Below are 19,561 nucleotides of genomic sequence, written 5' to 3' on the forward strand. Positions count from 1 at the left end.
GCCGTCAGTCGTCGTCCGCCGCCTCCGGGGCGGTCGCGTCGGCCTCGCCGCCGGCCGCGTGCTCGGCGGCGTTCGCGAACATGCCGCGGCGAGTGGTGTACAGGAAGTACGCGCTGAGCCCGAGGAACCCGAGGACGTTCGAGGCCGCGACCGCCCAGAAGACGGCCTCGACCCCCCAGCCGAGCCCGGGCGTCACGGTGACGCCGAACGCGCCGACCGTCGTCGCGACCGGGACGGCCGCGACCGCGATGGGGAGCCGGACCGCCCAGTACTTGACCAGGTCCGCGACGAAGGAGGTCCGGGTGCGGGAGGCGCCGTTGAACCCGGCCAACAGCGTGTAGGTACCGCCGAGCGCCCAGTAGGAGGCGCCGAGGATCCGGAGGTAGGTGACCGCGAGGTCGCGCCCGGTCGCGGTGAGGTCGGGCGCGAGGAGGTCCGCGATCTCGCCGGCGAACAGGAGCTGTAGGGCGCCGAGCGCGAGGAACCCCGCGACGACCATCCCGGTGCCGACCGTGGTCGTCCGGCGGGCGCGTTCGGGGGCGGCCGCGCCGAGGTTCTGTCCGATCATCGACTGCGCGGCCTGCTGCATCCCGAGCGCCGGGACGATCGCGAGCGTCGCGACCCGGGCGCCGACCGTGTACGCCGCGACGCCCGCCGCGCCGCCGGCGACCGCGACGAGGCCGACGACGAGGACGCGGACCAGCTCGCTCACGCCGCGTTGGCCGCCGAGCGGGAGGCCGACGGCGACGACCTCGCGGACGGTCGCGGCGTCGAGCGCGAACGCGTCCCGGGTGAGCCGGAAGGTGTCGCGGCCGATCCCCGCGGCGTAGCCGAGGACCCACAGGAGGCCGGCGACGCCCGCGAGCGCGGTGCCGAGGGCGGCGCCCGCCACGCCGAGCTCCGGCGCCGGACCGACGCCGAAGATGAGGACCGGCGCGGCGACGGCGTTGACGAGGACGCCCACGAGGGTCACGTGGAACACCGCGCGGGTGTCGCCGTACGCCGTGAAGCAGTTCTCGACGGTGTCGCCGACCGCGCCGACCGGGAGGACGGCGGTCACGATCGCGAGGTACGTCGCGGTCGCGCCGGCGAGCGCGGGGTCGGCGCCGAGCAGCGCCGCGACCTCGTCGGCGTAGGCGACCACCGGGAGCGCGACCGCCGCGGTGACGGCGAGCGCGACCAGCGCCCCGTTGACCGCGACCCGGCGCGCGCCCGCCTCGTCGCCGTCGCCGGCGCGCTGCGAGACGAGGATCTGGGTGCCGACCGCGCCGATCACGACCGTCGCGCCGAGCAGCGACTGGACCGGGAGGCTGAGCCCGACGGCGGCGACCGCGTCCTCGCCCACCCGCCCGAGCCAGAACGTGTCGACCAGCGCGTTGGCGACGTAGACGACGTTCTGCGCGACGAGCGGCGCGGCGAGAGCCAGCAGCACCCGCCCGACCGGCCCGTCGGTGATCGCCTCGCGGTCGACGTCCAGCATCGAATCGTTACGGTATTAGAAGGCGATAATAAAAGTGTGCTGGTCGTGAACACGACTCTCGAATCGAGGCGCGGTCCGCCGGTTCGATCCGGGGCGGCGAGCGGTCGACCGCCCCGCGCCGGGGTGGGGTTCCGGTGAGAGGCGAGTCGGGGACCGGCGCGCCCGTCCGGCCCGGCGAGCGCACCGTTTCGCCCCCGCACGCGGTCGCCCGGCGCCCGCGAAGGGAAACCTCTTAATGGACTACACACGGAGTTCGTGATATATGAGCAACGGCGACGACGACCCGGCCGACGCCTCCGAGGAGGCCGAGGCCGCGGACGACGGCGGGGACGCCGACGAGTCGACGGAGACGGCCGCCCCGACGCTCCCCGATGACGCGACCGAGGAGTCCCTGAACGAGTACCTCGACGAGATCGCCGACCGGCTCGAGGCCGCCGAGACGGAGGCCGACCTCGACGACGTCGAGGCGCTCTTAGACGACGCGGCGACCGGCATCGAGGACGCGGACCTCCCCGAGCCGGACGAGGACGACGAGGACGCCGACGACCCCCGCGGCGACCTCGAGGACCGCGTCGCGGAGCTCCGCGACGGCGTCGACGACGCCCGCGGCCCATACGGCGAGGACGTCGCCGACGCGGTCGAGGCCGCGTCCGGGACGGTCGCGGACACCGAGTGGACCGAGGCGGGCCACGACGCCGTCGCGGCCGCCGTCACGTCGTTCGTCGACGAGGCCGCCGACGCGATCGACGACGCCGCTCCCGACGCGATCGAGGAGGCGGAGGAGGACCCCGAGGCGCTCCTGGCGGAGCCCGCGGACGACGAGGAAACCGACGCCGCGGAGCCGATCCCCGTCGATCAGCTCACCGCCGCGCTCGACGCCGTCGCGGCGACGGTCGTCGAGGCCGGCTTCGACGCGGACGACGACGCGGACGCCATCGCGGCGTTGCTCGCGGCGACCGACGAGTTGGAGGCCGCCCTCGACGACGCCGAGGAGTGGGACGACCTCGAGACCCACGAGCAGCTCCGCGCGCAGGGGTACTACGACGTGCTCGGCCACTACAAGGACTTCCCGGTCGAGTGGTCCGCGCTGAAGGAGCACGAGGCGCGAGGCAACGTCGACATGATCCTGCTCGCGCTCGACTCGCTCCAGTCCGAGTTCATGGAGCGCCACTGCCTGGAGGCGTTCGAGCGGATGGGCAAGCGCGGAAAGACCGAGGCGTCCGTCGAGGAGATCCTCGGCCGCGCCGAGAAGCGCGACCGCCCCGCGATCCGGATCCTCGGGAAGATGGCCGCCGAGGAGGCGACCGACACCCTCGTCGAGTACGTCGACGAGGACTCGAACCCGCAGCTCCAGAAGGCGGTGTTCAAGGCGCTCGGCGAGATCGGCGCCCCGGAGGCCGTCCAGCCTCTCGCGAACCAGCTCGACCCCGACGGCGACACCGACGAGCTCGTCCGCCCCCACGCCGCCCGCGCGCTGGGCCTGATCGGCGACACCCGCGCGGTTGATCCCCTCGCCGACGCGCTCGAGGCGCACCCGTCCGACGACGTCCGCGCCGCCGCCGGCTGGGCGCTCCGGCAGATCGGCACCCGCGAGGCGCTCGAAGCGGTCGCCGAGTACGCCGACGAGCGCTCCTTCGTCGTCTCGACCGAGGGCGAGAAGGCGCGCGACGCGCTCGACGACGGCGCCGAGCCCGCCCCGACCGCCTGACGCGGCCCGCCGTTCGGCCGACCCTTCTTATCGGAAGTCGGGGCGAGACCCGGCGTGGCGTTCGTTTCATCTCCCTGCGCAGGCGACGCGACTGTGAGCGTCGCCGCCGTCGCGCTCGGGCTGCTCGCTCTCGCGGCCCTCGTCCCGGTCGCGGCCGCGGGCGGCGCCGGCCCCGGCTCGCCGGCCGCCGCCGTCGACTCCGGCGGTGCCGCCGAACGCTCGAACGGGAGCGCGGCGAACCTAACGCTCGTCTCGACGACGCCGCGGATCGTCGAGCTGTTCCCGAACCCGGCGGCCGCGGAGAACCGCGGCGAGTACCTCGTCGTCCGGCTCCCCGAGCGCGGCGACTGGTCGCTCTCGGACGGCTACCACGAGGCCGAGATCCCGGCGAACGCCAGCGGCGTCGTCGCCCTCTCGACGGACCCCGCGAACGCGACGCCGCTGCTCGCCGACGAGACCGCGGTCGCCGGCGACGGCGGCACCGGGGACCCGACGCTCCGCGCGCTCGACGACCACTTCCCGCTCGCCGCGTCGGGCGACCGGATCGAGCTCCGCCGGAACGGCACGGCGGTCGCCGTGGTCGCGTACGACCGCGCGCCCGAGGGGCACCGCTGGCGCGCCGACTGGGGGGAGTGGCGCCCGCGCGGCTACGACTCCCGCTCCCCGGAGCCGACCGCCGACGCCGCCGTGACTCCCTTCGTCCTCCCGGACAGTCCCGGGATGCCGGTCGAGCCGCTCCGGGCCGCGGACGAGCGGCTGTTCCTGGCCGGCTACACGCTGACCTCGGAGCGGGTCGCCGACGCGCTCGTCGCGGCCGCCGACCGCGGCGTGCGGGTCCGGGTGCTGTTAGAGGGGTCGCCGGTCGGGGGGTTCTCGACCCGGAGCGCGGCGCTGGCCGACCGGCTGACGGCCGCCGGCGTCGCGGTCCGAGTCCTCGACGGCGAGGTCGAGCGGTTCCGGTTCCACCACCCGAAGTACGCGGTTGCCGACGGCCGCGCCGTCGTCCTCACGGAGAACTGGAAGCCGTCCGGCACGGGCGGGCACGGCAACCGCGGGTGGGGCGTCCTCGTCGGGGGGGACCACGGCGCCGCGGGCGGGACCGACGCCGGTGCCGGGGGCGGTGCCGACCGCGACGCGGGCGTCGCGGACGACCTCGCGGAACTGTTCCTGGCCGACTTCGAGGCGCGCGACGCGCGGCCGTGGCGCGCCTTCCGCGCCGACACCGAGTTCCACGACGGCGGTCGCGCGAACGGCTCCTACCCGACGCGGTTCGAGGCGCCCGCGGCGCCGTCGACGGCCGACGTGACGCTCCTGACGGCGCCGGGGAACGCCGCCGACCGGATCGTCGCCCGGATCGACGCCGCCGACGAGCGCGTGCTCGCGGTCGTGCCGCGGGTCGGCGGGCCGAACGACCGGATCGTCCGCGCGCTCCGGCGCGCCGCGGACCGCGGGGTCGACGTCCACCTGCTGCTCTCGGACGCCTGGTACGACCGCGAGGCGAACCGGAACCTCTCGGCGAGGCTCGCCGACGAACCGATCGCGGTCGACCTCGCGGCGCCGCGCGGCCGGTTCGGGAAGGTCCACGCGAAGGGGCTCGTCGTCGACGACGCGGCGGTCGTCGGCAGCCTCAACTGGAACCCGAGCGCGGCGACGAACAACCGGGAGGTGCTGCTCGCGATAGAGAGCGAGTCGGCCGCGGACTTCTACGCCCGGGCGTACGCCGCGGACTGGCGCGGCGGTGGCGTCCAGCTGCCGGTCGGTTTCGCCGCCGGCCTCGGGGTCGCGCTCGCGGGGGCCAGCGCCGTCGCTCGACGGGAGATCGCGTTCGGCTGAGAAGCGAGGCCGCGGCGAACGGCTTTCCGACCGCGGCGCCGGACAGCGGTCGCGACCGCCGGGTCAGTCGTCGAGTGCGATGGTCGACGAGAGCGCCTCGTCGATCTCCGCGCCCGCCATCTTCTCGACGAGCGCCTCGATCACCTCGCTCCGGCGGCCCTTCACGAACTTGATGGAGCCGACGACGAGGTGGCCGCCGCCCGAGACGCCCGCCTCGGGCAGCTCCTCGTTCAGCTCGGTCACCATGTTCGGGATGTCGAGCCGGACCCCGTCCGAGCGGAGGACGCAGAAGTCGGGGCCGTAGCCGATGGTGATGACGGGGTCGCCGGTCTCGGTCACCTTCTCGTCGTGGAGCTCGCCGGTGGTCTTGCCCGGAGCGGGGTAGGTGAAGCGGTGGGCGTACTCGTCTAAGTCGATCCGGTAGAGGTGCGCGCCGGAGGCGAGCCGCTCGTGTTCGACGTGGTCGTCGACCGCGTCGAGCTGGCGCTCCACGTCGCGCTCGGCGCGCTCAGAGAGGAACTCGACGAGCTCCTCGTGCCGCTCCTCGTCGTCGCAGCCCACGTTGAGGGCGTCGTTGACCAGCGTCTTCCCCTCGGAGTAGCGGAGCCAGTGGGCGGCGTAGTCGAGCGCCTCGCCGATGTCGAGGAGGTCGGACTCGTCGTAGCCGGCGCCCTCGGCGAGCGCGACGTAGTCGTCCATCGCCTCCGCCTTCGAGCGGTCGGAGAGCCCGGCGACCGCCGGCACGTGTTCGAGCTCCTCGGTGAGCGACGGGTCGATGAGGCGCGCGAGCTCGACGCACATCATCCCGGTGGTGACCCGGTAGTCCTCGCCGTGGAGGTAGGGGTTCACGTGGGCGTCGAGCAGCGGCTCGACCGCCTCGGGGTCCGGGTGGTGGTGGTCGACGGCCGCGATGGGGATGTCGTAGTGCGCGAGGTTCTCGTAGGCCGGCACGTCCTCCTCGGTCGACCCGTTGTCTAACATGAGGAGGAAGGGGAGCTTCTGCCCGTGCCGGGCGCGGCCCTCCAGGGCGAAGTTGAGGTCGCGGGTGACGTCCTCCATCTCGTAGTAGGGGGCCTTGCTCGGGAGCCGCTTGAACAGGTGCCGCGGCGCGTCGGGGTCGCCGTGGACCTCCCGGACGAAGTTCTCGACGGCGAGCTGGACCGGGATCGCGGCGCACATCCCGTCGCCGTCGGCGTGGTGCCGGACGCGGATCGGGCGGCCGGTGAGGACGGTCCGGCGGAGCAGCCGCGCGAGGTCGCGGAGGTCCTCGTGGATGGGCTCGAACGCCTCCCACTCGACGAGGGGGTCGACGTCGGCGGGCTCGGCGCGCTCGTCGAGGGCGGCCTCGAAGCGCTCGCGGGCCTCGGCGGCGCGGCCGTCGGGGAGGCGCTTCAGCGAGTCGACCTCCAGCTGGAGGGCGTCCTCGCGGCTCTCGATCGTCCCCGAGACGTGGACCATGTCGCCGACCTCGACCTCCGGGTACGCCCGGACGCCGGCGGACTCGAAGGCGGCACAGGAGACGACCCCGGAGGCGTCCGCGACGGCGAAGATGGTGGGGCCGCCGGTCTGTTTCGCCTGGACGACCTCGCCCTCGACGGTCGCCTCGTCGCCCGGCGCGAGGCCGCGGACCCGCGAGACCGTCGGCTCGTGGGCGACGGTCTCGGTGCGGTAGTCGTCGGGGTCGACGTCGTCGAACGCGACGTCGCCGTTCTCCTTCACCTCGGTGAGCCGGACGATCAGCCGGTCGCCGACGGCGTAGTCGCCGTCGAGGTTCGACTCGTGGACGAGGCCGCTCACGGCGTCGGAGAGGTCGACGAACACGCCGTAGTCGACGACGCCGTTGACCTCGGCGTGGTACAGGGCGTCGACCTCGGCGTCTTCGAGGGTACAGTCGGGCGCCAGGTCGTAGACGGTCGGCCGGTCGTCGGCCGCCCCCTCCGCCGCGTCGGCGTCGGGTTCGGGGCTCGAATCGCCCCGCGTGCCGGAATCCCCGGCGGTGTTCTCGCTCATGGAGAGCAATCGGGAACGGCCGGTGTTAAGCCTGTTCTCTCGGCGCTCTCGCCCGCGGACCGGCGGACGCCCGGCGCGTGGAGCCCGCCCGGCGTCCCGCGGTCCGGAACCCCTATGAGGCGACGGCGACTTGTCTGACCCATGCGACTGTTCCGCTCGGACGAGCTCCTCGGCATCGCCCGAGAGACCCTGGAGTTCGTCCTCGAGGCGAGCGAGGAGACCCACCCCAACGAGTACATGGGGTTCCTCCGCGCGGACGACGCCCGGAAGCTCGACCTCGACCGAGACGGGCAGGTGATCACCGACGTGCTCGTCATCCCGGGCACGGAGTCGAGCCCGACGAGCGCCACCGTCCGCACCAACATGAAGCCGAACGACATGCGCGCCGTCGGCTCGGTCCACTCCCACCCGAACGGCGCGCTCCGACCGAGCGACGCCGACCTCGCCACGTTCGGGCAGGGGAAGGTGCACATCATCGTGGGCGCCCCCTACAGATGGGGCGACTGGAAGGCGTTCGACAACGAGGGGAAGCAGACGACCCTCGACGTGCTCGACGTGGCGGTGCCCGACGAGCACTTCTTCGATTTCACCCAGGAGGACATCGACCGGGAGCTGGACGACCGCGACGGCGGCGGCTTCCTCTCGTGGTTCCGATGACGCGGGTCGTCGCGCAGGGCACCTTCGACCTGCTCCACCCCGGTCACGTCCACTACCTCGAAGACGCGGCGACGTACGGCGACGAGCTCCACGCCATCGTCGCCCGCCGGACCAACGTCACGCACAAGCCCGCGCCGGTGCTCTGCGCCCGCCAGCGGCGCGACATGGTCGCCGCGCTCGCCGCGGTCGACGAGGCGCACCTCGGCGACCCGGAGGACGTGTTCGTCCCCATCGAGCGGCTCGACCCCGACGTGATCGTGTTGGGGTTCGACCAGCACCACGACGAGGCCGCCATCGCCGACGCGCTCGCGGCCCGCGGCATCGACTGCCGGGTCGAGCGCGCGTCGGGCCGGGAGCCGAAGTACGACGACGAACTGCTCTCCAGCGGCGACATCGTCGACCGGATCGTCCGCGAGCGCGGCGACGGCTCGGACGGGACGCCGGGGTGACCCGGCGGTCGGCCCCGCCTGACGGCGCGCGGGCGGGGAAGCGCGGCATCTAAATGGACTGACTCCCTAACCGGGGTGAGTGAACATTCCCGACAAGTTCCCCGCGGTGCTGGCCGCGGCCGCGATGGGCGTGTACCTCCTCGTCGTCGCCGGCGCCACCACCTCCCTCACGGAGGCGGCGGCGGCCTGCGGCGGCTGGCCCGCCTGCGGGAGCGGCGCCGCCCTGCCGACGGCGACCGAGGGCTGGATCGCCCTCGGCCACCGCGTCCTCGCGGTCGTCGTCGGCCTCCTCGTCGCGCTCTCCGCCGCGCTCGCGTGGCGGAACGGCGCCGACCGCCGGGTCCGCGCCGCCCTCGCGGTCGCGCTCGCCGTCTACCCCGCGCAGGCCGGCGTCGGGGCGCTCGTCGCGCTCGGCGACCTGCCCGCCGCCCTCGGGTCCGCCCACCTCCTCCTCGGGATCGGCATCTTCGGCGCCGTCCTCGCCGCGCTCGCGTGGTGGCTGGAGGCAGAGACGGGCGTCCCGGACGACGCCCCCGACGACTTCGAGGCCGGCACCGACGACCTCCCGCCGGTCGAGGAGGCGCCGGAGCCGGACATCCCGAGCGCGACGCTCCCCCGGCTGCGGGCGACCGCGGCGGCGTACTTCCGGCTCATGAAGCCGCGGCTGATGTGGCTGCTCTGCCTCGTCGCCGCGGCCGCGATGGCGCTCGCGGGCGGGACCGGGTTCACGCCCGGCGTCGTGGCCGCCACGCTCGCCGGCGGCGCGCTCTCCATCGGCGCCTCCGGGACGTTCAACCACGTCCTCGAACGCGACGTGGACAAGCGGATGCAACGCACCAGCGACCGCCCGCTCGCGACCGACCTCGTCCCGGTCTCGCACGCGCTGGCGTTCGGCGGGCTCTTGACCGTCGTCTCGCTCGGGCTGTTCTGGAGCGTGAACCCGCTGACGGCCGCGCTCGGGCTGGTCGCGATCGTGTTCTACAGCGTCGTGTACACGCTCGTCCTCAAGCCGAACACGGTCCAGAACACCGTCATCGGCGGCGCGGCCGGCGCGCTCCCCGCGCTCATCGGCTGGGCCGCGGTCACGGGCGAGGTCGGCGGCGGCGGGCTGTTGCTCGCCCTCGTCATCTTCCTGTGGACGCCCGCGCACTTCTACAACCTCGCGCTGGCGTACAAGGACGACTACGAGCGCGGCGGCTTCCCGATGATGCCCGTCGTCCGCGGCGAGACCGCGACCCGCCGGCACATCCTCTGGTACCTCGGCGCGACGCTCGTCGCCGCGGTCGCGCTCGCCGCGGCCGCCGACCCGCTCGGCGCGCTGTACGCGGTCGTCGGCGTCGGCGTCGGCGCCGCCTTCCTCTGGGCGGTCGTCCGGCTCCACTACGAGCAGACGGAGAAGGCGGCGTTCCGCGCGTTCCACGCCTCGAACGCCTACCTCGGGCTGCTGCTGTTCGCGGTCGTCTTCGACGCGCTGGTGGTCTGAGCCGGTCGGCGCCCGCCGCCGCCCCGGGCGCGACCAGCCCTTTTAATCCGATTCGCGCTCTACCGGACGGTATGACACGCGTCGAAGTCGAGTACTGCGTCCCCTGTGGCATGCTGAACCGCGCGCAAGACGTCTCCGAGGCTATCCTCAAGCAGTTCGGCGAGGGCGTCGACGAGGTGGCCTTAGTGACCGGCGACGACGGCGTGTTCGTCGTCCGCGCCGACGGCGAGGTCGTCTTCGACAAGACCGAAGACGAGTACGACGTCGACGCCATCGTCCGGGCGGTCAAGCCGCACGTCGGTGCGACCGCGTAACGGCCCGACCGCGCCTCCGGCGCCGCCGGTCCGTCGACGAGCCGTCCCGAATATCCTTGCGTCTCGTTCACGCGGCACAAGCTAATTGTCGCTCGGCCGCGAACAGCCCTGGCGATGTCGGACTCATCGCAGCGGCAGCGAGGCGACCCTCCCGCCGACGACCCGGCGCTCGGGGCCGACGACCCGACGCTCGGCGGCGACGCCGCGCTGGGCGGGGACGACCGGCCGTGGCTCGCGCGGGCCTGGTATCGGTCCCGGCTCGGAACCGCCGTCGTCGCCGGCGACGTCCTCCTCGCCGTCGCCCTCACCGCCGCGGCCTCCGTGGCGGTCGACGCGCCGTACGCCGGGATCGACGGTCTCGGGCCCGGGATCGTCCCCCCGTTCGTCCCCCTGTTCAGCCTGCTCGGGGCGCTGGGGTTCGTCTCCACCGCCCTGATCGAGCGCTTCGACGCCTCGGTCGGCAGGCTCCTCCGGTACAACCTCCGGCTGCCGGCCGCGCTGCCGCTCGGCGTCGGGGTCTACCTGCTCTCGGACCTCGTCCTCGGCCAGGGCGTCGACGACGTGCCGCTCGTCGTCGGGCTCGTCTTCCTCTCGGGGCTGTACGTGAACCTCGCGTACAAGCGACTCGGCGCGCTGGCACGCCGGCTCCTCCCCTCGGGCAGCGGTCAGGGGGAGGACCGCTCCGGGCGGGGCGGGACCTGACCGCGTCAGTCCGGGTCGAACACCGCCCGCGCGGAGTTCGTCACCACCAGGATGCTGCTCGACGCCATCGCGAGCGCCGCCAAGAGGGGGTTGAGGACGCCCGTCAGCGCGAGCGGAATCGCGACCGCGTTGTAGACGAACGCCCAGCCGAGGTTCTGTTTCAGGCGCTGGTTCGTCCCGCGCGTGACCGCGAACAGCTCCGGCACCGCCGAGAGCCGGTCCTCCAGTAGGACCGCGTCCGCGGCGTCGGCCGCGAGGTCCGTGCCCGAGGCGACCGAGACGCCGAGGTCGGCCGCCGCGAGCGCCGGCGCGTCGTTGCTCCCGTCGCCGACCATCGCGACCGGGCCGTCGACCCCTAGCCGTCGGACCGTCTCGGCTTTCGCCTCCGGCGGCACCTCGGCGAACACCTCATCGATCGCGGGGTGCTCCGCGAACCGCGCCGCGGCCGCCGGCGCGTCGCCGGTGAGCACGACCACGCGCCGCCCGTCCGCGTCGAGGTCGGCGACGACCGACTCCCACCCGTCGCGCACCTCGTCGCCGACGGCGAGGACCCCGCGCACCCGACCCGCCCAGCCGACGTAGACGGGGACGTTCCCGCGGTCGCGGGCGGCCGTTCCCGCCTCGCGCAGTCGGTCGGACGCCGGCCAGCCGCGCTCGTCGAAGCAGTCCGGGTGGCCGACGACGACCTCGTCGCCGTCGACCCGTCCCGCGACCCCGCGGTCGAACACGTCGACGCCGGTCGCGGACGGGGGGTCGAGCGCGCCGACCTCGGCCGGCGCGCCGTCGGTCGCGCCGGCGCCGCCGTCGGTGGCCGGCCGCGACCCCGCCGGTCGGTCCCCGTCGCCCAGCACGCCCGCGACGATCGCCTCCGCGACCGGGTGGACCGACGCGCGCTCGACGGCCGCGGCGCGCCGCCGCACGCGCTCGACCGACTCCCCCTCGGCCGCCGTCGCGTCGAGCAGCCGCATCTCGCCGTCGGTGAGCGTGCCGGTCTTGTCGAGGACGACGGTGTCGACGTCGGCGGCGGACTCGAAGACGGCGTCGGAGACGACGACGATGCCCCGCTTCGCCGCGTCGCGGATCCCGGCGGCGACGGCGAGCGGGGTCGCCAGCCCGAGCGCGCAGGGACACGAGACGATCAGCACCGTCAACCCGACGAGCGCGGCGTCGATCGGGGCAGATCCGAGCGCCAGCGTGGCGGCGGCGCCGACGGCCGCGACCGCGACGACGAGCGGCACGAAGACCGTCGCCAGCCGGTCGACGAGGCGCTGGATCCCGGACCGCGAGCTCTGAATCTCCCACAGCAGCCGCACGAGGGTGTCGAGCGTGCTCGCCGCGTCCTCGCCGACCTCGACGACGACCGGCGAGTCCGTGACGACGGTCCCCCCGCGGACCGGGTCCCCCTCGCGTTTCGTCGCCGGGAGCGACTCGCCGGTGACGAGCGCCTCGTCGACCGCGGCGGTCCCCTCGGCGACGGTCCCGTCGAACGGCACCCGCTCGCCGGGGCGCACGAGGAGGCGGTCGCCGGGGTCGACCGCGTCTGCCGCGACGGTCTCTCCCGCTTCGGTCCGCACGGCCCGGTCCTCGGTCGTCGTCAGGTCGGTGAGCATGCCGGTCGCGCGGCGCTTGATGATCGACTCGTAGTGGTTGCCCGCGGTGACGACGAGGATCACCGCGATGGTCACGTCGAAGTAGAGGTCGGTCCGGCCGACGAGCAGCGCGAGCGTGCTGTACGCGTACGAGCTGGTCGCCGCGAGCGACACGAGGAGGTCCATGTTGGGCTGTCGCGCCCGGAGGCTCACGTACGCGCCCCGCAGGATCGGGTAGCCGGTGTAGAACAGCACGATCGAGGCGAACAGCCAGATCTGCGCGAAGAGGTACGTGCCGGAGACGCCGCCTAAGTCGACGATCGGCTCGTACCCGAAGTAGGTCGGGTACAGGAAGACGACGTACCACAGCATCGCCATCATTCCGAAGAACCCGCCGCCGATCAGGAACCGCACGACTGCGTCGTCCTCGTCCGCGTCCGGGTCCGCGCGGTCGCTCGCCGCGTACCCCGCGACGGAGAGTCGGTCGGGGAGCTCGTCCGCGTCCACCGTGTCCGGGTCGTAGTCGACGCGGATCGTGTCGGTCGCGTAGCTCGCCTCCGCGGCCGCGACCCCCTCCTGCTCGCCCGCCGTCATCTCCAGGAAGGACTCGCAGGTCGCGCAGTGCATCCCGTCGACGTGGAGGAACGTCGTCTCGCCGTCGAACTCGTCGCCCGGCGTCGCGTCCGGGCGCCGCTCGTCGAGGTCGTCGAGGTCCTCGACGCCGTCGAGCGAGCGCGCGACGGTCAGACAGCCGCGGCAGCAGAACTCGCCGTCGACGTCGGGGGCGGTGTGCGGGTCGTCCCCGGTCGGGAGGTCACAGAGCGTGCAGTCTGTCATGCGTGGTTCGTTCGGGTTCTCTCCGAGCGCTCCGTGGAGCGGGCCCGCCGGTCCCCGCGGTGCGATTCGGCTCGGCTACGCGTGTTCGGGCTCGTCTGCGTCACCGGCGAACCCCGGTAGGCTCCCGCCGGTCGCGATCCGGAGGCTCGCCCAGATGAGTAGGACGTTCACCAGCGTCACCGCCACGACGAACTCCGCCCGGTCGGCGATAAACACCAGCGCGGGGACGAGCCCGCCCAAGACGAGGAGCACGGCCTGTTGGATCGAGAAGTTCATACGGGACGCAAGGCTTCCCCGGCCATATATAATGCCCGTGTTATCAGGGTTCGAGAACGGGTAGACGTTATATGTTTCCTTGTGTATAACGCCGCCTATGGGACAAAACGAGACCGCACACGCCGGCGCAGACGACGTGGGCGCCGACGGCGAGGAGTTCGACCCGATCGGCACGCTCACGCTGATCGGGATCTACTTCGCGATATTGGTACTCGCATGGGTGTATATCTACTTCGTAGAGTTCCTCGGGCGGGATCTCGTGGTGGTGGGGTGATCAGACGTGCACATTCATGCGTACGAGAAGCTGTGGCTCGCGCTTTCGGTCGTGTTGATCCTCGCGCTCATCGGCACCGTGACGTACGGGGCGGTCGGTCCCGGCGTAGCGATGGTCGCCGACACGCAGCAGACCGTCGACGCGACGGCGCTCGACGAGGACGAGCGGTTCTCTGAGCCCCGCGTCGAACAGGTGGGCGAAAACGAGTACGAGGCGTACGTCGTCGCTTACCAGTTCGGTTTCGAACCCTCCCCGATCGTCGTGCCGGCGAACAGTACCGTGACGTTACACGTCACCTCACGCGACGTGATCCACGGCTTCGAGGTGGTCGGCACGAACGCGAACACGATGGTCGTCCCGGGAGAGGTCTCCGAGATCACGGTCGAGACGGCGGAACCGACCGAATACGGGCTTCTCTGTAACGAGTACTGCGGCGCGGGCCACCACGTCATGGAGGGTAAGATCCACGTCGTGAGCCAGTCGGAGTTCGAGAACCGCGGGGGTGACTCGGCGTGAGCACCGCCATCGAGTCCGAACGGACGTTCGTCGACAAGTTCCCGGACGAGGCGCGCGTCGTCCGCGCGGCCTTCCTGAGCGCCTTCTTCGCGCTGTTCCTCGGCGCGATCTTCGGGATCGTCCAGACGCTCCACCGGACCGACATCGCGCGCATCATCCCCTCGACGGACTACTACACCGTTCTCACCGCACACGGCGTTTTCATGGTGATCAGCTTCACGATCTTCTTCCTCGTCGGGCTGTTCACCTGGGCGCTGACGCGCAGCCTAGATCGGCCCCTGATCAACATCAAAATAACGTGGACGTGGTACGGTCTGATGGCGGCGGGCATGACGCTCACCGGGATCTCGATCCTCGCCGGGTTCGTCGACTCCATCGACATGAGCGCGGACGTGCTGTTCACCTTCTACGCGCCGCTTCAGGCGCATCCGCTGTTTTACACGGGGCTCGTGGTGTTCATCGTCGGCACGTGGATCGCCGGCGCCGACTGGTTCCGGACGTTCCTCGCGTGGCGGAGCGACCACCCCGACCAACGGATTCCGCTTCAGGCGTTCATGGTGTTGACGACGATGACGATGTGGTACATCGCCACGTCCGCCGTGGCGGCCTCGGTGCTGCTGTTCCTGCTCCCGTGGTCGCTCGGCCTGATCGACCAGGTGAACCCGACGCTCACTCGGACGCTGTTCTGGTTCTTCGGCCACCCAGTCGTCTACTTCTGGCTGATGCCGGCGTACATGCTCTGGTACACCGTGCTGCCGAAGATCGCCGGCGGGCGCCTGTTCAGCGACCCGCTCGCTCGCGTGGTGTTCGTGCTGTTCCTCCTGCTTTCGACCCCGGTCGGGATCCACCACCAGTACCTCGACCCCGGAATCGCGGAGGGGTTCAAGTTCATCTCGATGACGAACACGATGTTCCTGCTGCTGCCGAGCCTGCTCACCGCCTTCACCGTCGTCGCGAGCGTCGAGTACGGCGCCCGTCAGAACGGCGGTACCGGACTGCTGGGCTGGCTCACGAACCTCCCGTGGCGGAAGCCGGAGTTCACCGGTATGATGCTGGCCGGGTTGATGTTCGCCGCGGGCGGCTTCTCCGGCATGGTGAACGCCGGGATGAACATCAACTACCTCATCCACAACACGCTGTGGGTCCCCGGCCACTTCCACCTCACCGTCGGGACCGCGGTCGCGCTGACGATGATGGCCGGGACGTACTGGATCTGGCCGCAGATCAGCAACAAACCGATCTACAGCCGCACGATCGGGCTGTTCCAGGTAGTGCTCTGGTTCATCGGCATGGCGCTGATGTCGAACGCGATGCACGCGCAAGGGCTGCTCGGCGTGCCGCGCCGGACCGCCGAACCGGAGTACACCGGCTTCGACTACCCGACGATGTTCGGCGGGTTCGAGGAGCTCAACATCCAGATCGCGATCGGCGGGACGCTGCTTTTCATCTCGACGATCCTCTTCCTCGGGAACCTCGTGTTGACGATGGGGAACCCGACGGTCTCCGGGCTCGCGGAGACGCTCCCCACACCGGTCTCCGGACCGGAGGACGCCCCGCAGGTGCTCGATAACCTTCGCCTGTGGGTGAGCATCGCGGTCGTGCTGGTCGTGCTCGCGTACGCCCTCCCGATCGCGGCGATCATCAGCCGCGGCGGCCTGCTCGGCCCCGGCGTCGGCACCTATCCGGTGTGGCTCGTGCCGCTCGTCGACGCGTTGGCGAACGCGATCGAGCCGCTCGCCGGCACGGTCGGCGACGCGTCGGCCGCGTTCGCCGAGGTGGTCCGATGAGCGTCGACATCTCTCGCGGCGGGCTGCTCGTCACGCTCGCGATCTTCGGCGTGATCGTCTACGAGCTGCGCACCGTGCTCGATTTCATCGGGATCGAACTCCCGATCATCCCCTACATGGCCGCCGTCTTCGTCCTCGCCGGCGCCTCGGTCTGGTACGTCACGCTGAAGGGCGGGTGGCGGACCGAACCCGAGGGCGACAGGCCTGCGTAGCGACGCGGGCGCCGTCGCTCACGCTCTCCTCGCTTCCCGTATCACCTCCGGAGCCGGTGTTCCCGACAGAAGCAGTTATGCCCGTCCGCGACCGATCGTGCGCATGGAATCCAATACTGCCGCAGACGCGTCCGAAGCGACCGGCGGCTCCGCGGACGCTCAGCGTCCGGTCTCGCTGTCGGACGAGGCCGACCTCGACGCCTTCGTCGGCGACGCGGCCGTCGCGCTCGTGGAGTTCTACACCGACGGCTGCGGCATCTGCGCGAGCATGGAACCGGTGATCGGGAACGTCGCTCGCGGCGTCGAGGCCGACCTCGCGGTCGGGCTGGTGAACCCCCGCGACGACCCGCCGCTGGTCGAGCGGTTCGACGTGCGGAGCGTCCCGCTGTTCGTCCTCTTCGTCGACGGCGAGCCGGTCGCACGCCGCGCCGATGGGTTCGTCCCCGGCGACGAGCTGACGGCGTGGGTCGAGGAACACGCGCCGTAGGCGGGAATCCCGTTGGCGGGACGCGCCGCCGTCCGTGGGATGAACCGTCGGCGATTACGGCGCGGAGCCGGACCGACGGAACCCTTTTGAGCCGGACCGGCCTACTCGGAGCCAGTATGGGACTGGGCTCGGACATGTACCGACAGCAGATCCTCGACCACTACAAGAACCCGCGCAACTACGGGGAACTCGAGGATCCGGACTTCACGCACGTCGGCGAGAACCCCTCCTGCGGTGACACGATCCGGATGGAGGTGCGGCTCGACGACGCCGAGGAGACGGTCGAGGCGGTGCGGTTCACCGGCGACGGCTGCGCCATCTCGATGGCCTCGGCGAGCATGCTCTCGGAGCGGCTCCACGGGATGCCCGTCGACGACCTCGACGCGCTCGACACCGACGACGTCACCGAGATGCTCGGCGTCGACATCTCTCCGATGCGCGTGAAGTGCGCGGTGCTCGGGCGGCAGGTCGCGCAGGACGGCGCGAAGATCCACCGGGGCGAGCTCGACCCCGACGACCGCACGATTACGGAGGAGTAGCCGGCCGCGGCCGCCGGCTCTCGGCCGCCTCGCGGCGCCCGTCCTGAGCCCACCGGACTTTTGCCCGCGAACAACGTTCGTCCGCCCATGAGCGACGGCTTCGACAAGGAGGCGGAACGCGAGAAGCTCCGCGAGAAGTTCGCCGAGGACGAGCAGAAGCGCGAGCACACCCAGCGGATGTCCGAACTCCTCCTGAAGGGCGCGACGATGACGAACCGCCACTGCGGGGAGTGCGGCGACCCAATCTTCCGCCACGACGGCCGCGAGTTCTGCCCCACCTGCGGGAACGAGGTCGGAGGCGCGTCGGCCGCGGACGCCGGCGGGGCGCCGGCCGACGCGGGCGACGCTCCGCCCGCAGAGCCCGCGACCCCGGCCGACGAGGTCCCGGAGGGCGGCGCCGACGCAGCGACCGAGAACGGCGCGGTCGACGGGGACGCGGTCGACGGGGCCGCGAGCGACGCCGGTCGGTCGGGGGCGTCCGCGTCGAGCCCCGCGCAGTCACAACCTCCGGCGCCGCCCCAGCGGACGGCGGCCCGAGGGACCGAGGCCCGGTCCGCCGCCGACCCGCAGGCCGAGACCCCCCGGTCGTCTCCGTCGCCGGCGGCGGCGGACGCCGAGAGCGTCGGCGCGGCCCGCGCGTCGCTGACGCGGACGCTGACGCGCTTCGCCCGCGCGGCCGAGGAGACGGACGACCCGCGACGCGCCCGGGACCACCTCGAAGCGGCCCGCGAGGCGGCCGAGGCGCTCGCGGCGCTGGACTGAAACCGCTCATAGACTGCTCCCGACGAGTCCCCGGGAATACCACCAGCCCCGCCCGACCGCACAGCACCTCACACCTCCCCGGTCTCGTCGGCCTCCCCACGGTCGGCCGACTCCAGCGAGGGACCAGCGGCCCCTCTGACAGTCGGGCGCAGCCTGACGACCCCGCGCGTGCTGTCTCGCTGCCGCCGGGAGCGACCGCTCGCAGGCACTCGCCACCGCGATCGTACTCGCAGACAGGTCCGGCGTTATCGCCCGCTCTCGACGGCGACGCGCATGTCGGCCGCCAGTCGCTCGGCGCGGTCGGCGTCGGCGGACTCGGCGTAGATCCGGATCTTCGGCTCGGTGCCGGAGGGGCGGACGAGCACCCACGCGTCGCCGTAGTCGAGCCGGTAGCCGTCGGTCGTGTTCGGCTCCGCCTCGGCGGTCTCGACGTACGCCCGCGCGGCAGAGAGCATCTCGTCGCGCTCGCCGTCGTCCGCGTACTCGACGTTCTCCCGCACGAAGTGGTAGTCGGCGTACGGCGCGACGACCTCGCTGACGGGCGCGCCGTCCGCGGCCGCGAGCAGTTCGAGGAACCGCGCGCCGATGTACGCCCCGTCCCGCGAGAGCCGGTACGGCGGGAAGAAGACCCCGCCGTTGCCCTCGCCCGCGATGGGGACGTTCGTCCCCTCCTCGTGGAGCTCGCGGGTGCGGGTGATGATGTTCGTGGCCCCGATGGGGGTCAACTCGAGGTCGGCGTCGTTGGCGGCGCAGACGTCGACGAGCCGCTGGGAGACGTTGACCGCGCTGACGACCGCGTCGCCGGGTTCGAGGCAGGCGTCGGCCAGCGCCGCGAAGGAGGTGTCGCCGTCGACGAACTCGCCGTCCTCGTCGACGAACACGGCCCGGTCCGCGTCCCCGTCGTGGGCGATCCCCACGTCGGCGTCGGTGGTCGCCACCAGGCGCGAGAGGTCCGCGAGGTTCTCGGGCACCGGCTCGGAGTCGCGGCCGGGGAAGCGCCCGTCCGGGGTCGCGTTCGCGGTCAGCACCTCGCAACCCAGCTCGCGGTAGATCCGCGGAGACGCGACCGACGCGGCGCCGTGGCCCGGGTCGACCGCGACCGTCAGGTCAGCGTCGGCGACCGCCTCGGCGTCGACCGCAGCGGTCAGCTGGGCCGCGTAGTCGTCGACGACCCCCTCGACCGGCGTCGTCGCGCCCGCCGACCGCCAGTCGGCGTGGTCGTACTCGTCGTCGAGGACGCGCCGCTCGATCCGCTCTAACACGTCGACGGAGAGCTCGACGCCGTCGTCGCCGACGAGCTTGATCCCGTTGAACTCCGGCGGGTTGTGCGAGGCGGTGACGAGGACGGCGGGAACGCTCGCCGACTCGCAGTAGTTGCCGACCGCCGGCGTGGGGACGACCCCGAGGCGGTCGACGTCGCAGCCGACCGCGGCGAGCCCGCTCGCGGCCGCGTTCGCGAACAGCTCGCCGGTGGTCCGCGTGTCCCGGGCGACGGCGACGCGGTCGGCGTCCCACACCGTCCCGGCCGCCTTCGCGATGTCGAGGACGAGCGCGGGCGTGAGGTACCGCAGCGCGACCCCGCGGATGCCGCTCGATCCGAACAGCTCCATGCGAGGCCATCCGCCGGCCGAGGGGAAAGCGGTTCC

The 19,561-nt window shown here is 72.4% G+C and carries 19 protein-coding genes; 14 read left to right on the plus strand and 5 right to left on the minus strand.

The window, feature by feature from the left end; translation table 11 throughout:
• Window positions 1-4 precede the first annotated feature (4 nt).
• The gene (locus DVK06_RS09570; protein ID WP_121600114.1) at window positions 5-1,480 is read right to left on the minus strand and encodes an MATE family efflux transporter; all 1,476 of its coding nucleotides are present in this window, start codon (window positions 1,478-1,480) and stop codon (window positions 5-7) included.
• Window positions 1,481-1,742: 262 nt separating this feature from the next.
• Between DVK06_RS09570 and DVK06_RS09575 the strand changes: the two genes are divergently transcribed.
• Both DVK06_RS09575 and DVK06_RS09580 read left to right on the plus strand, forming a co-directional pair.
• On the plus strand, window positions 1,743-3,188 hold the full coding sequence (locus DVK06_RS09575; RefSeq protein WP_053770626.1) for a HEAT repeat domain-containing protein: 1,446 nt from the start codon (window positions 1,743-1,745) through the stop codon (window positions 3,186-3,188).
• Window positions 3,189-3,308: 120 nt separating this feature from the next.
• Entirely contained in the window at window positions 3,309-5,021 is a 1,713-nt protein-coding gene (locus DVK06_RS09580; RefSeq protein ID WP_394345509.1) for a phospholipase D-like domain-containing protein, read from the plus strand.
• 63 nt (window positions 5,022-5,084) lie between these two features.
• Here DVK06_RS09580 and DVK06_RS09585 read toward each other — a convergent pair whose 3' ends face one another.
• Window positions 5,085-7,031, minus strand: coding sequence for a DHH family phosphoesterase (locus tag DVK06_RS09585; RefSeq protein WP_121600116.1), 1,947 nt, complete (start codon window positions 7,029-7,031; stop codon window positions 5,085-5,087).
• A gap of 141 nt (window positions 7,032-7,172) precedes the next feature.
• Here DVK06_RS09585 and DVK06_RS09590 point away from each other — a divergent pair, with 141 nt between their 5' ends.
• The 5 genes from DVK06_RS09590 (at window position 7,173) to DVK06_RS09610 (ending at window position 10,636) form a co-directional block, all read left to right on the plus strand.
• Window positions 7,173-7,688: a Mov34/MPN/PAD-1 family protein gene (locus DVK06_RS09590; RefSeq protein ID WP_121600117.1), complete on the plus strand. Its 516-nt coding sequence runs from the start codon at window positions 7,173-7,175 to the stop codon at window positions 7,686-7,688.
• Window positions 7,685-8,137 (plus strand): adenylyltransferase/cytidyltransferase family protein, encoded by a 453-nt coding sequence (locus DVK06_RS09595; RefSeq protein ID WP_053770986.1) that lies wholly within the window; start codon window positions 7,685-7,687, stop codon window positions 8,135-8,137. Before DVK06_RS09590 ends, DVK06_RS09595 begins: the two co-directional genes overlap by 4 nt.
• 79 nt (window positions 8,138-8,216) lie before the next feature.
• A complete protein-coding gene (locus tag DVK06_RS09600) occupies window positions 8,217-9,620 on the plus strand; it encodes a heme o synthase (RefSeq protein ID WP_053770629.1) in 1,404 nt (467 codons plus the stop codon).
• A 71-nt stretch (window positions 9,621-9,691) separates the two neighbouring features.
• Entirely contained in the window at window positions 9,692-9,934 is a 243-nt protein-coding gene (locus DVK06_RS09605) for a SelT/SelW/SelH family protein (protein WP_053770630.1), read from the plus strand.
• Between the two features lie 114 nt (window positions 9,935-10,048).
• A complete protein-coding gene (locus tag DVK06_RS09610) occupies window positions 10,049-10,636 on the plus strand; it encodes a hypothetical protein (protein WP_121600118.1) in 588 nt (195 codons plus the stop codon).
• A 5-nt stretch (window positions 10,637-10,641) separates the two neighbouring features.
• On the opposite strand, the gene DVK06_RS09615 is transcribed toward DVK06_RS09610, so the two are convergent.
• A complete protein-coding gene (locus tag DVK06_RS09615; protein WP_121600119.1) occupies window positions 10,642-13,062 on the minus strand; it encodes a cation-translocating P-type ATPase in 2,421 nt (806 codons plus the stop codon).
• Window positions 13,063-13,137: 75 nt separating this feature from the next.
• Window positions 13,138-13,338 carry a hypothetical protein gene (locus DVK06_RS09620; RefSeq protein WP_053770633.1) on the minus strand — a complete coding sequence of 67 codons (201 nt, stop codon included), beginning with the start codon at window positions 13,336-13,338 and terminating at the stop codon, window positions 13,138-13,140.
• A gap of 97 nt (window positions 13,339-13,435) precedes the next feature.
• On the opposite strand from DVK06_RS09620, the gene DVK06_RS18945 reads away from it, so the two are divergent.
• The 7 genes from DVK06_RS18945 (at window position 13,436) to DVK06_RS09650 (ending at window position 17,915) form a co-directional block, all read left to right on the plus strand.
• A complete protein-coding gene (locus DVK06_RS18945; protein ID WP_167551887.1) occupies window positions 13,436-13,612 on the plus strand; it encodes a hypothetical protein in 177 nt (58 codons plus the stop codon).
• 6 nt (window positions 13,613-13,618) lie between these two features.
• Window positions 13,619-14,128: a cytochrome c oxidase subunit II gene (locus tag DVK06_RS09625; protein ID WP_053770634.1), complete on the plus strand. Its 510-nt coding sequence runs from the start codon at window positions 13,619-13,621 to the stop codon at window positions 14,126-14,128.
• Window positions 14,125-15,915 carry a b(o/a)3-type cytochrome-c oxidase subunit 1 gene (locus DVK06_RS09630; protein WP_053770635.1) on the plus strand — a complete coding sequence of 597 codons (1,791 nt, stop codon included), beginning with the start codon at window positions 14,125-14,127 and terminating at the stop codon, window positions 15,913-15,915. The genes DVK06_RS09625 and DVK06_RS09630 overlap by 4 nt, the downstream gene beginning before the upstream one ends.
• Window positions 15,912-16,127, plus strand: coding sequence for a hypothetical protein (locus DVK06_RS09635; RefSeq protein ID WP_053770636.1), 216 nt, complete (start codon window positions 15,912-15,914; stop codon window positions 16,125-16,127). The genes DVK06_RS09630 and DVK06_RS09635 overlap by 4 nt, the downstream gene beginning before the upstream one ends.
• Window positions 16,128-16,230: 103 nt before the next feature.
• A complete protein-coding gene (locus DVK06_RS09640; protein ID WP_121600120.1) occupies window positions 16,231-16,614 on the plus strand; it encodes a co-chaperone YbbN in 384 nt (127 codons plus the stop codon).
• Between the two features lie 116 nt (window positions 16,615-16,730).
• Window positions 16,731-17,153: an iron-sulfur cluster assembly scaffold protein gene (locus DVK06_RS09645; RefSeq protein WP_053770639.1), complete on the plus strand. Its 423-nt coding sequence runs from the start codon at window positions 16,731-16,733 to the stop codon at window positions 17,151-17,153.
• A gap of 87 nt (window positions 17,154-17,240) precedes the next feature.
• Window positions 17,241-17,915 carry an Sjogren's syndrome/scleroderma autoantigen 1 family protein gene (locus tag DVK06_RS09650; protein WP_121600121.1) on the plus strand — a complete coding sequence of 225 codons (675 nt, stop codon included), beginning with the start codon at window positions 17,241-17,243 and terminating at the stop codon, window positions 17,913-17,915.
• A gap of 245 nt (window positions 17,916-18,160) precedes the next feature.
• Here DVK06_RS09650 and glmM read toward each other — a convergent pair whose 3' ends face one another.
• Window positions 18,161-19,525: a phosphoglucosamine mutase gene (glmM, locus tag DVK06_RS09655; RefSeq protein ID WP_053770641.1), complete on the minus strand. Its 1,365-nt coding sequence runs from the start codon at window positions 19,523-19,525 to the stop codon at window positions 18,161-18,163.
• Between the last annotated feature and the right edge of the window lie 36 nt (window positions 19,526-19,561).

Source organism: Halorubrum sp. Atlit-28R, assembly GCF_003665955.1.
GTDB lineage: Archaea > Halobacteriota > Halobacteria > Halobacteriales > Haloferacaceae > Halorubrum > Halorubrum tropicale.

Excerpts from the sequence above, each read along its gene's own strand:
- DVK06_RS09590 (WP_121600117.1), top strand. The coding sequence starts at position 7,173 with ATGCGACTGTTCCGCTCGGACGAGCTCCTCGGCATCGCCCGAGAGACC.
- DVK06_RS09610 (WP_121600118.1), top strand. The coding sequence starts at position 10,049 with ATGTCGGACTCATCGCAGCGGCAGCGAGGCGACCCTCCCGCCGACGAC.
- DVK06_RS09595 (WP_053770986.1), top strand. The coding sequence starts at position 7,685 with ATGACGCGGGTCGTCGCGCAGGGCACCTTCGACCTGCTCCACCCCGGT.
- DVK06_RS18945 (WP_167551887.1), top strand. The coding sequence starts at position 13,436 with ATGGGACAAAACGAGACCGCACACGCCGGCGCAGACGACGTGGGCGCC.
- DVK06_RS09645 (WP_053770639.1), top strand. The coding sequence starts at position 16,731 with ATGGGACTGGGCTCGGACATGTACCGACAGCAGATCCTCGACCACTAC.
- DVK06_RS09640 (WP_121600120.1), top strand. The coding sequence starts at position 16,231 with ATGGAATCCAATACTGCCGCAGACGCGTCCGAAGCGACCGGCGGCTCC.
- DVK06_RS09615 (WP_121600119.1), bottom strand. The coding sequence starts at position 13,062 with ATGACAGACTGCACGCTCTGTGACCTCCCGACCGGGGACGACCCGCAC.
- DVK06_RS09620 (WP_053770633.1), bottom strand. The coding sequence starts at position 13,338 with ATGAACTTCTCGATCCAACAGGCCGTGCTCCTCGTCTTGGGCGGGCTC.
- DVK06_RS09605 (WP_053770630.1), top strand. The coding sequence starts at position 9,692 with ATGACACGCGTCGAAGTCGAGTACTGCGTCCCCTGTGGCATGCTGAAC.
- DVK06_RS09570 (WP_121600114.1), bottom strand. The coding sequence starts at position 1,480 with ATGCTGGACGTCGACCGCGAGGCGATCACCGACGGGCCGGTCGGGCGG.
- glmM (WP_053770641.1), bottom strand. The coding sequence starts at position 19,525 with ATGGAGCTGTTCGGATCGAGCGGCATCCGCGGGGTCGCGCTGCGGTAC.
- DVK06_RS09585 (WP_121600116.1), bottom strand. The coding sequence starts at position 7,031 with ATGAGCGAGAACACCGCCGGGGATTCCGGCACGCGGGGCGATTCGAGC.
- DVK06_RS09635 (WP_053770636.1), top strand. The coding sequence starts at position 15,912 with ATGAGCGTCGACATCTCTCGCGGCGGGCTGCTCGTCACGCTCGCGATC.
- DVK06_RS09650 (WP_121600121.1), top strand. The coding sequence starts at position 17,241 with ATGAGCGACGGCTTCGACAAGGAGGCGGAACGCGAGAAGCTCCGCGAG.
- DVK06_RS09575 (WP_053770626.1), top strand. The coding sequence starts at position 1,743 with ATGAGCAACGGCGACGACGACCCGGCCGACGCCTCCGAGGAGGCCGAG.